This is a genomic window from Mesorhizobium sp. CU3 (assembly GCF_006442965.1).
GTDB lineage: Bacteria > Pseudomonadota > Alphaproteobacteria > Rhizobiales > Rhizobiaceae > Mesorhizobium.
Window position 1 is genome coordinate 1 of the sequence record NZ_VFWX01000016.1, and the last position, 14,428, is coordinate 14,428.

General features: G+C 63.4%; 15 protein-coding genes. 9 read left to right on the plus strand and 6 right to left on the minus strand.

Features of this window, described 5'->3' with window-relative positions:
- Positions 1–35: 35 nt before the first annotated feature.
- The 3 genes from FJ988_RS22460 to FJ988_RS22470 all read right to left on the minus strand — a co-directional run bounded on the left by FJ988_RS22460 (position 36) and on the right by FJ988_RS22470 (position 4,231).
- Complete coding sequence (locus tag FJ988_RS22460) at positions 36–1,475, minus strand: FAD-binding oxidoreductase (protein WP_140820541.1); 1,440 nt, start codon at positions 1,473–1,475, stop codon at positions 36–38.
- Positions 1,476–1,677: 202 nt separating this feature from the next.
- The gene (locus FJ988_RS22465) at positions 1,678–2,610 is read right to left on the minus strand and encodes a dimethylarginine dimethylaminohydrolase family protein (RefSeq protein WP_140820542.1); all 933 of its coding nucleotides are present in this window, start codon (positions 2,608–2,610) and stop codon (positions 1,678–1,680) included.
- Between the two features lie 25 nt (positions 2,611–2,635).
- Positions 2,636–4,231: an amidohydrolase gene (locus tag FJ988_RS22470; RefSeq protein ID WP_181183635.1), complete on the minus strand. Its 1,596-nt coding sequence runs from the start codon at positions 4,229–4,231 to the stop codon at positions 2,636–2,638.
- A gap of 83 nt (positions 4,232–4,314) precedes the next feature.
- On the opposite strand from FJ988_RS22470, the gene FJ988_RS22475 reads away from it, so the two are divergent.
- The 5 genes from FJ988_RS22475 (at position 4,315) to FJ988_RS22495 (ending at position 9,272) form a co-directional block, all read left to right on the plus strand.
- Positions 4,315–5,202: a LysR substrate-binding domain-containing protein gene (locus tag FJ988_RS22475; RefSeq protein WP_140820544.1), complete on the plus strand. Its 888-nt coding sequence runs from the start codon at positions 4,315–4,317 to the stop codon at positions 5,200–5,202.
- A gap of 125 nt (positions 5,203–5,327) precedes the next feature.
- Complete coding sequence (locus FJ988_RS22480; protein ID WP_140820545.1) at positions 5,328–6,422, plus strand: ABC transporter ATP-binding protein; 1,095 nt, start codon at positions 5,328–5,330, stop codon at positions 6,420–6,422.
- A 68-nt stretch (positions 6,423–6,490) separates the two neighbouring features.
- The gene (locus FJ988_RS22485; protein WP_140820546.1) at positions 6,491–7,606 is read left to right on the plus strand and encodes an ABC transporter substrate-binding protein; all 1,116 of its coding nucleotides are present in this window, start codon (positions 6,491–6,493) and stop codon (positions 7,604–7,606) included.
- Between the two features lie 21 nt (positions 7,607–7,627).
- On the plus strand, positions 7,628–8,461 hold the full coding sequence (locus FJ988_RS22490) for an ABC transporter permease (RefSeq protein ID WP_140820547.1): 834 nt from the start codon (positions 7,628–7,630) through the stop codon (positions 8,459–8,461).
- 4 nt (positions 8,462–8,465) lie between these two features.
- A complete protein-coding gene (locus tag FJ988_RS22495; protein ID WP_140820548.1) occupies positions 8,466–9,272 on the plus strand; it encodes an ABC transporter permease in 807 nt (268 codons plus the stop codon).
- 552 nt (positions 9,273–9,824) lie between these two features.
- On the opposite strand, the gene FJ988_RS22500 is transcribed toward FJ988_RS22495, so the two are convergent.
- Complete coding sequence (locus FJ988_RS22500) at positions 9,825–10,184, minus strand: helix-turn-helix transcriptional regulator (protein ID WP_140820686.1); 360 nt, start codon at positions 10,182–10,184, stop codon at positions 9,825–9,827.
- A 397-nt stretch (positions 10,185–10,581) separates the two neighbouring features.
- Here FJ988_RS22500 and FJ988_RS22505 point away from each other — a divergent pair, with 397 nt between their 5' ends.
- From FJ988_RS22505 to FJ988_RS22515, 3 genes are all read left to right on the plus strand, one after another.
- Positions 10,582–10,785, plus strand: coding sequence for a hypothetical protein (locus FJ988_RS22505; RefSeq protein ID WP_348644324.1), 204 nt, complete (start codon positions 10,582–10,584; stop codon positions 10,783–10,785).
- Between the two features lie 193 nt (positions 10,786–10,978).
- The gene (locus FJ988_RS31270) at positions 10,979–11,137 is read left to right on the plus strand and encodes a DUF982 domain-containing protein (RefSeq protein ID WP_246688641.1); all 159 of its coding nucleotides are present in this window, start codon (positions 10,979–10,981) and stop codon (positions 11,135–11,137) included.
- A gap of 181 nt (positions 11,138–11,318) precedes the next feature.
- The gene (locus FJ988_RS22515; RefSeq protein ID WP_140820549.1) at positions 11,319–11,561 is read left to right on the plus strand and encodes a DUF982 domain-containing protein; all 243 of its coding nucleotides are present in this window, start codon (positions 11,319–11,321) and stop codon (positions 11,559–11,561) included.
- A gap of 294 nt (positions 11,562–11,855) precedes the next feature.
- On the opposite strand, the gene FJ988_RS22520 is transcribed toward FJ988_RS22515, so the two are convergent.
- Complete coding sequence (locus tag FJ988_RS22520) at positions 11,856–12,860, minus strand: glycosyltransferase (protein WP_140820550.1); 1,005 nt, start codon at positions 12,858–12,860, stop codon at positions 11,856–11,858.
- A complete protein-coding gene (locus FJ988_RS31435) occupies positions 12,835–13,416 on the minus strand; it encodes a CatB-related O-acetyltransferase (protein WP_140820551.1) in 582 nt (193 codons plus the stop codon). Before FJ988_RS31435 ends, FJ988_RS22520 begins: the two co-directional genes overlap by 26 nt.
- A 124-nt stretch (positions 13,417–13,540) precedes the next feature.
- On the opposite strand from FJ988_RS31435, the gene FJ988_RS22530 reads away from it, so the two are divergent.
- Positions 13,541–14,341, plus strand: a complete 801-nt coding sequence (locus tag FJ988_RS22530; RefSeq protein WP_140820552.1) for a glycosyltransferase family 25 protein — start codon at positions 13,541–13,543, stop codon at positions 14,339–14,341.
- Positions 14,342–14,428 lie beyond the last annotated feature (87 nt).

Sequence of the window (14,428 nt, forward strand, 5' to 3'; positions counted from 1 at the left end):
GGCGCTCGGGGGGGGGGGCGGGGGGATGGCCGAGTTCATGCGGCGCGGCGACCTGCTTTCGGCCGCAGGTTCTGGTTCATGCGGAACAGGTTCTGCGGGTCGTAGCGCTGCTTGATCTCCAGCAGCCGGCGATAGTTGCCGCCATAGGCCGCCTCGACCCGGTCGACCTCGTCCTCCGGCATGAAGTTCACATAGGCCGTACCGGCGGCGTAGGGCCGTGCGTCCTCATAGATGCCGCGAGCCCAGTCGATGCAGGCCTTGTCCATTGCCGGCTCGCGCCAGCGGGCATGGACGTTCATGACGAAATGCGAGTTGCGCTGCGGAAACGCGGTGGCATCCGGCTTGACGCGGCCGGCCGCTCCGCCGACATGGCCGAAGAAGATCTCGCATTCGGGGCCAGGCAGCCGCGATATCGCCGCCGTGGTGACCGTGATCGCGTCGTCGGAAAGCTCGGTGAAGTCATGGCTCTTCCAATAGTTGCGGGCGCCGGGCGCAAGCAGCGGGTCGAAAGCCTGCTGCCAGCCGGTGAAGGGATTGGGACCGACGACGTCGGCGATCGGCGTGCCGATGGCGCGCAGCTTTTGCGTCGCCTTTTCGCCGGCTTCAATGTCGCCGCAGTAGCACATGGCCAGCACCAGCACTTCCTTGCCGTGCCATTCGGCCGGCAGGAAGGGCAGCGGCGGTGCCTGCCGCATGACCACCCAGCAGGTCAATTCGTCGGGCGCGGTTTCGAGCGCCGCGCGATATTCCCGCAGCACCTTGGCGGCATCGGCGAAGGGATGCACGACGAGCCCCGACAGAACTTGCGGCCCAAACTGGTGGAGCTGGAATTCGAACGCCGTGACGATGCCGAAATTGCCGCCGCCGCCACGCAGCGCCCAGAACAGGTCCGGGTTCTCGCTCTGACTGGCGCGCAGCAACTTGCCGTCGGCGGTGACCACGTCCGCTGAGACCAGATTGTCGATGGTCAGGCCGAATTTGCGCGTGATCCAGCCGAAGCCGCCGCCCAGCGTCAGACCCGCGATCCCGGTGGTCGAATTGATGCCGGTCGGCAGGGCCAGTCCGAAGGCCTGGGTTTCGCGGTCGACATCGGCAAGTGTAGCGCCCGGTCCGACCCATGCCCGCTTCGCTCCGATATCGACCCGCACCGATTTCATCAGCGAGAGGTCGATCATCAGCCCGCCTTCGCAGACGGCACTGCCGGCAATGTTGTGGCCGCAGCCGCGCACCGAGACGAGAAGATTGTTATCCCTGGCGAAATTTACCGCGGTGACCACGTCGGAAGCGCCGACGCAACACACGATCAGCCCCGGCCGGCGATCGATCATGCCATTCCAGATCCCGCGGACCCCGTTATAGGCGGCATCGCCTTCCCGCAGCACGGTGCCGCGTATCTGTGCCGAAAATGCTTCGAGGGCTGCGGAATCGACGGTCGTCCTGCCGCCTTCAAGGGCGGCAAAGCTCATGGCGTTCATGATTTCCTCCCGATCTTGTTGAGCCCCTCCCCGCAATATTAGTGTGCGCTCATGTTATCTTTCGCGCAAGGTTTCGTCGGCCGTGCAGCCGGCGCTGCCGAGCGATAAATCGAGCTAGACGAAGCGGGATAGTTCAAGCCTACGCACCTCTCGACCCAGCAGGAGAGGTGTGAAGGTTGCCGCTCTACTGGATTGCCCGATCTTACGCCGGCACGCGCTTCAGAGCCTGCGCCATGCAGTGGATGCCGCCGCCGGTCTTGGAGATCTCGCTCATGTCGATCGCCGCAACCTCGAAGCCGCGCGCCTTCAACTGGCCGATCAGGCTCTTGCTGGAGGTCGGCGCGATCACCCTGTCCTTGCCGAGCGACATGAAGTTGCAGCCGAGCGCCATCGTGTCCTGAAAAGGCACGTCGATGATCTCGTGGCCCTTGCCCTTCAGCCAGTCGACGATGCCGGGCTCGGTGCAGGCGAGGCAGACCGCGGTGAGCTTTTCGGCGATCGGCACGACCATCAGGTCGATATGGACATAGTACTCGTCGATGAAGGCGATACGGGTCTCCCAACCTTCCTTGTCGAACCAGGCCTGGACCTGGCGCGCGCCTTCTTCCTGGGTACGGGCGCCGCCGCAGCCGATCAGCACGACGCCGTCCTCGATGACGTTGAAGTCGCCGCCCTCGAAGGTGCCGGCAGTGACCATGTCGTAGATCGGGATCCCGAGCTTCTCATAGGTGCGGATGGCGGCGTAGTTCTCGCCGCGCCGCCACCAGTTGGCCATGGCCGTGATGAAGGCGCCGTAAGGCGTCATGACGCTGGAATCGCGCGAATAGACCTGCATCGGCAGTTCCGGCGTCGGCTCGTGCCAGTGGATGGTGACGCCGAAATGCTCGTAGGCGGCGACGAGGTCCTTGTGCTGCGCCTGGGCGATCTGAACGTTGCAGGGCGCCTCGCGCAGATGCTTCCTCGACAGCGAGCTGGTCGACAGATGCCTGAGGAAATTGGGCGAGCCGAGCAGGACGTCGGTCAGCACGTCGGTCTCGTTGGCGAAACCCCAGGCGGTCAGCGGCTTGGTGCCGCCATTGGGGTTGCGGCGCTGCAGCGAGAACGGCTCGGCGACGATGCGGTCATGGACGGTCATGGTGTTCTCCTCGATTTGATCTTTGTCATGCGGTGGAAGCGGCCGGGATCCACCAGTCGCGCCCGCGCCAGGTGTTGACATATTCCGGCCAGCGGAAATTGATCGGCGGTTCGTAGTCGCAGAGCGGCGCGATCCAGTTCGAGCCGCCGACACCGCCGCCGGTGCGCCTGATGAACTCGTCCATGGCGGCATCGCGCGCGGCTTTGTCCTCCAGCAAGCGCAACGCGGTCAGCGCCACTGTCTTGGCGGCGCAGGTGACCATCGGATCGATGGTGGCTGAAATGCCGCCCAGCGCGTTCATAGCCCAGGATGGATAGGCATGGCCGTTGATCGCGCGCAGCGCCGGACGGGCGACGTAGAAGCGCGACGTCGGCGCGTGCCAGCTCATGTCGGTGTAGTCGTCGGAGGTGGAGTTCACCTGCGATGGCGGCAAGTCGCGGCGCAGGATCGCCTCGGCTTCCTGCGGCGCGATCAGCCGCTCCAACTCGTCGATGAAGGGATTGTCGGTCGCCTCGCCGCCGGCATTGACCTGGATTTCGCGGGCGATGGCCTTTGCTTCCTCGCTCCACTGCGGCGCCCCGACGGTGGAGAGCGCGGCATAGGTGATCTCGGCCATGGCGTGGTTGGCCAGGCCCGGACGCGACTTCGACACCCAGTGACGCTCATAGCGGCAGCCGCTCATTTTGGCCGCCGCTTCGGCGTTGCGATCGAGCACGGCGGTGACCTGCTCGGCCATGGCGATGGTTGGCACGCGGATCATGTACTGGATTTCGGCCAACCCCGCCGGCAGATTGTCGGCGGTCGCCTGGCCGGCGGTGAGGATCGCCTCGCTGATCGACCAGCCGCCCTGATGGGTCAGCATGGAATCGCGCAGCGCCTTGGAGGCCATGTACATCATCATCAGCGCGTCATTGGCGCCTGGCGCGCGGACCGCCGAATGCGCCTGCGGAATCGGCGCGCCATCGCCTGCCGCGCGTCCCCAGCTTTCCGGCTCGTCGCAGACGAAGCGGTAGATCATCGCGTAGGCGGCGCCGCAATGCGTGTCCCAGCGCGCGGTGTTGCAGAGCGGCAGCATGTAGAAGGGATGGAAGGAGATCATGCCGGCGAGGCCGTCATAATAGCCCTTGGCCGCATGGATCGGCTTCGAGCCCCTCACCTTCTCAGCCGGCTCGCCGGTGAAGCGCAGCGTGCCCGTGATGCCGTGCTCCAGCATCGCCGCCTTGGTGGCGAGCAATCCGCCGAGGCTGCCGATGCCGAGGCCTGAATGCGGATCGGTGTGGCCGCCGGCCTCGACGCCGAGACCGTCGCGGGGGCGTTTCACGGTGGCCGCATCCTGGCAGTTGCCGGGCACGGCGTCATACTCGCCATACATGCCGATTGTCGGGCCGTCGCCATTGGTCCAGTGGGCGCAGAAGGCCGTCGGCATGCCGCCCGAGCCTTCCTCGACCGAAAAGCCCTCGCGCTTCAGCCGGTCGACATACCAGGCGGCCGATTGATACTCGCGCCAGGCGGTCTCGCCGAAATCGAAGATGGTGCGCGTCCAAGCCGACAGAAGCGGCTGGATGCCGTCGATGCAGGCCAGCGCGGTTTCCTGCGCCGATGTCGTCACCGGTTTGTCCATAAGCCCCAAGAAAGCAGTGAAGCGGCTCGGCAAAAAGTGATATGTTTTCCCGGCTCGTGCAAATTCGGTTCACCTGAGGTCCCTTGCGTATACCATCCACGCAGGCGCTGCGCGCCCTCGACAGCTTTGCCCGCCACGGCAGCGTGTGGCGCGCAGCCGACGAACTCCACCTCACCCGAAGCGCCGTCTCGCATCAGCTGAGGCTGCTCGAACGCGACCTCGGCTTCGATCTGTTGCAGCGCATCGGCAAGGGCGTTGCGCTGACGCCGCGCGGCCAGCGCTATGCGTCGGATGTGCGCAAGGCGTTGACCGTGCTCGGCGACGCGGGAACGCAGAACAACGGCGCCGGTGTCGGCGGCTCCTTCGCCATCTCCTGCCCGCCGGGCTTCGCCTCGATGTTTTTGTGCACCCATATCGGCGAGTTCCAGCAGATGTACCCCGACGTAGCGCTCTCGGTGCTGACGCCGCGCCGGCTCGACGACGTCTCCAATCCGGAAGCCGACGCCTTCATCGCCTTCGGCGTCGGCAACTGGCCGAACCGCGCCGTGGAGCTTTTGTGCGAGGTTCACTTCACGCCGCTCTGCAGCCCGACATTGCTCAACAAGGTGGGTGGCTTTTCCAAACCGGCCGACGTGCTGCGCGCCAACCTGCTTCATCTATCCGACACCGAGGACTGGGCGCGCTGGCTGGCGTTGTCCAAGGTGGAAAATCCCGACACCGAAGGCGGCATTTTCTTTTCCGACATGAACCTCGTCTTCTCGGCGGCGATCGCCGGCCAGGGCATCGCCATGGGCGATGAGTTGACCGGACGCCGGGCGCTGAGCGAGGGCCGGCTGGTCAAGCCGTTCGAAGCGTCGGTGCCGTCGCCGCGGTCGTATTTCCTGGTGTTCGAGCACGCGAAGGCGGCGCACCCGGTGCTAAACGCATTCAGCGACTGGCTCAGGGCGAAGCTGTCGGAGAACAGGCTTTAGACGTCTGTCACGTCGCCGCGCAGTTCCACCCGTGAATCAAATTTGCCGATCAGGCGAAAACTATTCGGTTGCGGTGAACGCGCGCCGTGCCTACGATTTCATCGGGAACTGAGGAAAGAGCCAGGATGCAGCAACCCGGCCGGGCCGCAGAAATCAAAGCGAATGGGATCGGCAAGAGCTTCGGCTCGTTCCGGGCGCTCGACAATCTGTCGCTCGATATCGGCCGCGGCGAGTTCCTGACGCTGCTCGGGCCTTCCGGCTCCGGCAAGACCACCTTTCTGATGATCCTCGCCGGCTTCGTGCAGCCGAGCGAAGGCAAGCTTTTCAGCGACGGCGTCGACATCACCAACCGCCCAGCCGAGCAGCGCGCCGCCGGCATGGTGTTCCAGGGTTATGCGCTGTTTCCGCATATGAGCGTCGAGCAGAACATCGCCTTCCCGCTCAAGGTGCGCAAGAAATCCGCTACCGAGATCAAGCAACGCGTCGGCGAGATGGTCGAGCGCGTCGGGCTGAAAGGCCACGAGAAAAAACTGCCGGCGCAGCTTTCGGGCGGCCAGCAGCAGCGCGTTGCGTTGGCCCGCGCGCTGGTGTTCGAGCCGGGCGTTTTGCTCCTCGACGAGCCGTTCTCGGCGCTGGACAAGAGCCTGCGCGGCCAGATGCAGGCCGAGATGAAGCGGCTGCACCAGGAGACCGGCACCACCTTCGTCTTCGTCACCCACGACCAGAGCGAGGCGCTAGCGCTATCGTCGCGCGTCGCCATCTTCAACCACGGCAAGCTGCTGCAGGTGGGCAGGCCCGACGAGGTCTACGACCGACCTGCCAACCGCTTCGTCGCCGAGTTCCTGGGCGAGATCAACATGCTGCCGGTGAAGGGCGTGAAGTCCGCCGACGGCGGCGCGACGGGCCTGTGCGAAGACCGAGCGGTCAACATGCGCTGCAAGGCCGAGGCGATCAAAGGCGACGCGATCCTCGCCATCCGTCCCGAGGACATGTCGATCGCCGCGGAAGCCTCAGTCAACCAGAACGGCATTGCCGCGACGGCCGTCGCCTCGACCTATCTGGGCGCCGCGACCAAGCTCGACCTGACCACGCGCCAGGGCGCGAAAGTCACGGTCTCGGTGCCGAACGAGGTCGCGGCCTCAGCGCTGAGCAAGGGCAATTCCGTCTGGCTGACCTGGCCGGCCGAAAAAGGTTTCCTCCTTCCGGACGGAGGACAATGAGCGCTGCTGCGGCCCGACTTCGCCGCACCGGCTTCCGGATCAGATCAACGACAACAAGGGGAACTGACATGACGAACGACACGAAGAAACAGGCGATGGAAAACCTTGCCGAGCGGGCGAAGCGCGGCGAGATCTCGCGCCGCCAGTTCGCGCAGCTTGCCGGCCTGGTGCTGGCCGGCACGCCTATGCTGCTGCGTTCGACCGGCGCCTATGCCGAGACCAAGGGGCTGGTGCTGGTCAACTGGGGCGGCGACGCCATCACGGCCTACGACGCGGCTTACGGCCAGGCCTTCACCAAGGACACCGGCATCCCGGTCAAGATGGACGGCTCGGGCCCGACCGAAGGCGCGATCGCCGCGCAGTTCAAGAGCGGCGCGCCGACCTGGGATCTCGTCGATGTCGATCCGTTTTCGGCAATCACGCTTGGTGGCCAGGGCATGCTCGAGCCGATCGACTACAAGGTCGTTGACAAGAGCAAGATGCGACCGGGCTTCGGCTGGGAATATGCCGCCTCGACCTATTTCTTCTCCTATGTCATCGCCTACGACTCGCAGAAGTTCGGCTCCAACGCGCCGACCGGCATGGCCGACTTCTTCGACGTCAAGAAATTCCCGGGCAAGCGCTCGCTCTACAAATGGGGCGTGTCGAGCTGGGAAGCAGCGCTTCTCGCCGACGGCGTGGCGCCGGCCTCGCTCTACCCGCTCGATCTGAAGCGCGCGCATGACAAGATCGCCGCCTTCAAGGAAAACGTCGTCTCCTACTGGGGTGGCGGCGCCGAGAGCCAGAGCGTGCTGCTCAACGGCGAAGCCTCGATGGCGATCGTGTGGTCGACGCGCGCCTCGCTGATCGAACAGGACTCCGGCGGCCAGATCAAGTTCATCTGGGACCAGGGTCTGATCTCGCCCGGCGCACTGGCGGTGCTGAAGAACAATCCCGGCGGCAAGGACGCGGCGATGAAGTTCATCGCCAGCACGCAGGATCCGCAAAAGGAACTGGTGATGTTCGACAAGCTCGGCCAGGGCCCGGCGAACCCGGCGGCCGACGCGCTGATCCCGGCCGACAAGAAGCGCATCAATCCGGTCGATCCGGAAAACATGAAGAAGCAGATCGCGCTCGACATGGAGTGGTACGCCAAGAATTACGGCGCAGCGCTCGACGAATACACCAAGATCATCTCGGCCTGATCGGCCGAGATTTTCGTCCCAATGAGAGGCACCCTCTCCGACAGGATGGGCGCGGCGCTGTTGATGGCGCCGCTGCTCCTGTTCCTTGTGCTTGCCTATGCCTGGCCCTTCCTCGGCGTGGTCAAATGGAGCTTCACGCTTCCAACGCCCGGGCTGGAGCAGTACCACGCCTTGCTTACCGACGACCTCGTCCAGTCGGTGTTCATCCGCACGCTGCGCATCGCGGCGATCGTCACCATCGTTTCGGTCACCGCCGCCTATGCCATCACCGTGGTCTGGGTGCGCGGCTCACCCGTGCAGCGCGTGCTTGCCGAATTCTGCATCCTGGTGCCGTTCTGGATCTCGGTGCTTACGCGCGCCTTCGGCTGGGTGGCGCTCTTGTCCAATCGCGGCCTGATCAACACCTGGCTGCAATCGATCGGCTTCATTTCCGAGCCGCTGACTTTGGTGCGTAACGAATTCGGCGTCATCGTCGGCATGTCGCATTTCCTCATCCCCTTCGCGGTGTTTCCGCTGGCGTCCGCCATGCGCAGCCTGGACGAGCGCGTGCTGCTCGCGGCGCGCGGATTGGGCTCCAGCCGCATGCGCACCTTCTGGACGGTGTTCGTGCCGATGACGCGTTCGGGCATCATCGGCTCGGCGATGATCACCTTCGTCTTCTCGCTCGGCTTCTTCGTCACGCCAGCGATCCTGGGCGGCGGCCGCAGCGTGATGATCGCTGAGCTGATCTATCTGCGCATCTTCCAGAGCCCGGACTGGGGGCTGGGCGCGGCGATCAGCGTCGTGCTGGTGGTATTCGTCGGTGCGCTGATGGCGCTCTTGTTCCGCTACGTCAAACCGAAGCAGTTGGTGTAGCGCGATGCCGACCTACCGTCCCGGTCCCGTATCGCTGATTCTCGCCGTGCTGGTGGCGCTGTTCCTGCTGATGCCGCTGCTTGCCGTCATCCCGGTGTCGCTGACGCCGAGCCGCATGCTGACCATGCCGACCGGGGAATTGTCGCTGCGCCACTACCGCTCGCTAATCGAGGACCCGCGCTGGCTGGACTCGATCCTTCTGTCGCTCAGGATCGGCGTGGTGAGCAGCGTGTTTTCGACCGTGCTGGCGCTTACTTTCAGCCTGGGCGTCTGGATGTTCCAGCCGCGCTTCACGGCGGCCCTTGTCGGCTTCGTGCTCTTGCCGATGGTGGTGCCGCCGGTGGTCTCGGCCGTGACGCTCTATTTCCTGTTGACCTCGATCTCCGGCGTCACCTCCTTCTTCGGCTACGACACGTGGCTGGGGGTGGCGATGGCGCATTCGGTGATGACGGTGCCCTTCGCCACTGTGCTGATCCTGGTCGCGCTCAGCCAGCTCGACCGGCGCATCGACCTTGCCGCTCGCGGGCTGGGCGCCACCGTGTGGGAGCGCGCGACGCGCGTCATCATCCCCAACATCAAGTTCGGCATCGTCACCGCGGCGCTGCTCTCCTTCGTGCTTTCCTGGGAAGAAATCGGCGTGACCCTGTTCATCACCTCGGTCAACGCCATCACCTTGCCCCGCCTGATGTGGATGGGTCTGCGCGACAACATCGACCCGGCGATCGCGGCGCTTTCGGTGATCCTGATCGTCATCACCGTTCTGGTGCTCGCGGTGCGCAGCCTGGTAACCAGGCAGCGCAGCGCTTCGTAGAGCGGCGGGCGGTTCCAGAAAGTAAAAGGCCCGCCGGGAGCGGCGGGCCTCACGATGCGTCGAAGTGGAAGTTCGGCGCATCAGATGATCCGGGGGTGTGGATCGCCTACGAATTTAGCTGCCGGCGACGGCGCAAGCGACTTACAAATCGGTAAGCTTCACCTTGAGCGAAACGGCAGCAGCAAGCGAAATCCCTGCATTTTCCGTCACTTGCGAACAGAGCTGGCGTTCGTGCCGGCTGTTCTTCAAGCAAACGTGATGCGGCTGCGAGCGTGCGCCGCGACGGCCGGTAGGGATATCGAAGACGGAAATTGGGAAGGTAAAGAACGAATATCGACGCTGCTGTGCGGCCCGTCGGGGGTGTTCGCAATTCAGCGCCGTGCAGTTGGCGGCCAACGGGGCACCGGAGCAGACGAAGGCCCCCCGGCCTCGCCTGTTTCCGTACTCGCTTAAAGCGCGTTTTGCTGAAACGGATTCAGGCGACGCGCTTCAAGTCTTCGTTTTGATGCATGTCATTGTCCCAGAACGCTGCGCACTTCCGGGCGACATGCATTAGGCGGCTTGCGGCCGCCGCAGCCTTTCCACAAACGCCTGCCGGGCGGGCCCGGCGAGCGGCTTGTCCATGGCAAGCAAGCCGTCGAGCAACGCGAGAAGTTCGCGCGCTGCCGAGGACTTGCAGGCGTAATACACCATCTGGCGATCGCGGCGGGTCTCGACCAGGCCAAACCTGCGCAGTTTGGCAAGATGTTGCGACAGCGCCGACTGGCTGAGCTCGACCTTTTCGGCAAGCACGCCGACGGAGAGTTCGCTTTCGGCTAGGTAGTTCATGATGAGCAGACGTTTCTCGTTGCCCATCACCGCAAGAAAGGCTGCCGCGCTTTCTGCGTTGGCGGTTAGTTTCTTCGTCACCATCAGTATCCCCATGTTCATGCTCTTCCGAAGGCCATGGGGGCAATGGCTTCAGAGTACCAGAGCGTTAATGGACCTGTCCCGGGACTGGGACCTGCCCTGCTTCTTGTTTCGACCAACACCCCCTTCGCAACCCGGTTGCCACCACGTAGGGATTGTTGGTCTAGGACAAATGCGCAGTGCTTTTACTTGGTGCAAGTAGGTGCAGACTCGTAAAAATTCCACGCCTCTAATACGTAACAGCGCGCTCGTCATTCAGCAAGGATATAACGAAGCTGCGACAGCAAACGGCGGAAGGCGCCGACGTCGGCTTGCCGCGGGGACTGACCATGCAGCTCAAGCCGTGCTAACATTAGCCGAGACATAAAAAGGGCTGACAAGGGAGTTTGAGGAGGAAGCCGTGTCCATCGCGTCCATGGCCCGAAACACGTTCACGCCCGACGAGATAGTCATGCTCGGCCGCGTCTTCGACCGCGGTAGCATCGAGGGCGAGACTGCCGAGCAGAAAGAAGCGCGTGCCTCGCGCATCATAGCCAACTATATGGCCGGCATTACCGACGAGGCGGAGCTGATCGAGCTGTCGCGAAGGCCGCTCGGGAGATGAGAAGCATGCGCCGCGGTGAGCCGGCTTCACGCTAAAGTGACGTCCTGCGCAACGGAACCCGGCCGGAAACATCCCGTTACGATATGTTTCCAAGTTGAGGTTTCGCGATGATCCAAGGGTGGTTTTCCAAGCCAGTCGAAATCGCCGTCGGCCTTTCGGGCTCGATCCGCCACATTTCAACGCCGAACAGGCCGTGGAGTTGCTGACCGGCCAGTGGCGCGATGCCGGCAGTGCGCCACATGGCGCGGCGCTACGCGCCTGCCGGCGCGCGATCAGCGGCGATGTCGCGGCGGACAGTGCCAGAGATGCTTTCGTCGACGCGGCGCGCGCAGCGCATATGCTGGTTGATTAGCGTCGACCGCGCGTTCGGCGACGTGATGGAGCGGCGCTTTCGAAAGCTTGCAAAAATATTCGGAACCTAACGTGCGACGGTTGGTTAACGCGCGGGTTCGCAATGGTTCGCGGACCCACATCTGGCGTCTCCAAGCCGCCGATTGCTTGCTCAAAAGACGATCACAACAATGGAGGAAATGATGAACGATGTCTGGTTTTCCGAACCGGTCGTGATCGATTTCCAGCCGAACGGCCATCGCAAAGTGTCGACATGCTTCGAGGCGATGGAATGCCTCGACGAGCGGTGGCCGGGACAGGCGCGCGACGGCGCCTGGCGCTCGGCAAGTCGCGTCTGCCGCGACGCGCTCGACGGCCTACGCAGCTCTGGAGAAGCCCGCAAGACGTTGCGCAAGGCGGCAAAGCTCGCCGGCCTGCTGGCTTGATCGTCAATGTTTCTGGTGCCCTGTGGTATCCCGCTTGGGAGGCCACCAGGCCCGGTTCCGGATTGCCGCCGCGGCTTATGGTCCGATCAGGTGAAGCGGCGGCCGGCGCATACTCAAGGACGCGCTCACGAACGCATCCCGTGGGCTACATGAAAACGCCGGCCGCTGGGCTTCGGGGTTGCCTGACGGGTTCAGGCCCCTTCATTTCGGCGAGTCGGGCCGGCGCCGGCAACGCAAGCGCCGCATCATGGTAAAGGAGCGGTTACTATCCACAGGCGCGCCGGGGCGGATGCGTCAGCCGAAGCCACCGAGCACTTCCGGGAACTGCACCGCCATCGCCCCCTCTTCCGCCTGCTTGGCGTAGATCTGGTGCATCTTCTTGCCATCATATCGGGCGCGGCGGCGGTGGATATCCTTGCCGAAGAGACCGGCGATCGCGTCAAATCGTCTGGCGAAGCGTTTCATGACGCCGCGTTCGAACGGTATGCGCTGCTCGAAGGACCGGCCCCACGGCGTATCCCTTGCCAGATCGCGCCAGACCGCGAGCGCTTCGAGCTCGACCCCGACCTGGTTGCCCCACGGTTTGCCACCGGCGAAATGGCGGGCCCAAGCCTGGGAGAAGCGAAACTCCCTTGTTCCGAGCGATTGCAGATTCCAGCTTGGATGCATGGTCTGCCATTTGCCCTCGAAGACGACATTGAGGGCATTCTGATCGTTCATCTTGCCAAGGATGGCCGTCTGGCGCGTGCGCTCCAACAGGGCAAGCTCGCGGACAGCAGCCATATCGAAGACGACGACACCGGAGTTGAAGTACGGCGCGCCGGGATGCAGCCCGAGCTTTTGGCGATAGGCCGGGCGAAAATACATATAGTCGTCATGCGCGGCGAGCAGCGGAGCATGCAGCTCTTGCCCGGCCAAGTCGTTGATATCCCTGTTGAAGAGGACGTCACAGTCTGTGTAGGCCATACGGTCATACTGCGCGAAGACCGGGAGCTGATCGGCGAACAGGCGGGTGTAGGCCGCGATGCTGTATGTCCCGAAGCGAAAACCGTAGTTCGTCATGAAATCGGCGACGTCGACCAGTTCGACTTTGCCTTGCAGCAGATGGCGCCCGGCTTCAAGATCAGCTTCGCTCGCGCCGGTATAGAGCAACCAGCCGTCAATCGGCGCGGAGACGTCGATAATGCGACGCGCCGCCAGGCAGGCGTATGGGAAGTATTCTGCATCCGCCGCCAGAAAGAAACACGACTTCACCATCGCCTGCAGCAGCCCCTTATTTTGCCGCGGTGCCTGCCACAAAATGCTTCTCGACGAAAGCCTCGATCGGGCCCATCAGCGAGGCCGCCTCGCGCTTGACCTTGTCGTCGTCCCAAAGCCACCACTGGATAGCCAGAAGTTTCGAGATGATCTCCTCGGAGAACCGGTATCTGATCAGCCGCGCCGGAGACCCGCCGACGATCGCGTAGGGCGGCACGTTCTTGGTGACGACCGCTCCGGCGCCGACGACCGCCCCATCGCCGATCTCGACGCCCGGCAGGATCATCGCGCCATTGCCGATCCAGACGTCGTTGCCGACGGTGATGCCAGCCGGCTTGCTGCCTTTTGCGATCGGTTCCGGCTGCTTCAGCAACCGGCCGTAGATCGGAAACGTGGTTGCGCTGGTGGTCGGGTGCTGGCCGGAGCAGATGAAAAGCACCCGGCCGGCAACCGAGCAGAAGGCCCCGACCCGCAGCGGAGCATCCTGCAAGGGGAAAAGGATCTTTCGCCAGGTTACGCCGTAAGTGTGGCGGCCAACCGTCACATGCTCCGGCAATTTGGAGCGCGCGTCCTTGAACCACCTGGAAATCGACGACATCGGCAACCTCAACCACAGCCCCGCGGCGACATAGCCGCAGATCGGCCGAGCCCACAAGCCAGGGCCGCTTTCATCGGCCACAGGACCTCTTGGAATGCAAGCCACAGTCGGCTAGTGACGGCGAATGTCAAAGCTGGAGAACGCGCACCAACCCATGAAATGTCTGGTCATCAACCTTGACCGGTCAACGGACAGGTTGAACCACGCAACATCAGAGTTCGCCAAGATCGGCGTTGCTTCTGAACGTATTGCGGCGGTCGATGCATCAAAAGAAGCTTTGAATTTCCCTTCCGCGCGCCACCTTACCAAACCGGAGATCGCTTGCTTTCTCAGCCACCGCAAATGCTGGCAGATCATTGCCGACGGTACGGATCAATACTGCGCCATCTTTGAGGACGACGTTGTTTTCAGGCACGATGCCGGAGCTTTTTTGTCCGATGACAGCTGGGTGCCGCGCGATGCAGATGTCGTCAAGCTCGAGACGTTTTTCGGCCAGGTCAGGCTGGGGCGCCTTGCTTCGATTGGAAACGGACATTCGATCGGCCGGCTGGTGGGCGAGCACCTCGGCACGGCCGGCTATGTCATCTCGAAGGCTGCATCTCAAAAGCTGCTTCTGCGCACAACGTATCTCAAAGAGCCGATCGATCTCGCATTGTTCAGCCCGAATTCAATGATATGCGCCCGCAACAATACCTATCAGGTGACACCGGCGCTTTGCGCCCAACACCATTTCCTTTCCGAACGCGACAAGACCCCGACGCTCATCCAGACGGCGCCGCATCACCCCAAAAGCGTGGCCACGAAAATTCGCGGGGAGTTGTCGCGGGTTTTCGCCCATTGCCGAAACGGAACCTTCCGGCGAACCCAAAAAGTTGACCTCGCACTGGGCTGGCCTGACGCGCCTCCGCCTCGCCGATCTTTGTGAGGTCCAGGCGCAAGACCACCGCCGCGGATTGATGCAATTGCTGGCTGCTTGATTTTCTGGCGGCTTCGAGTGAAGGGGATGCAAGGG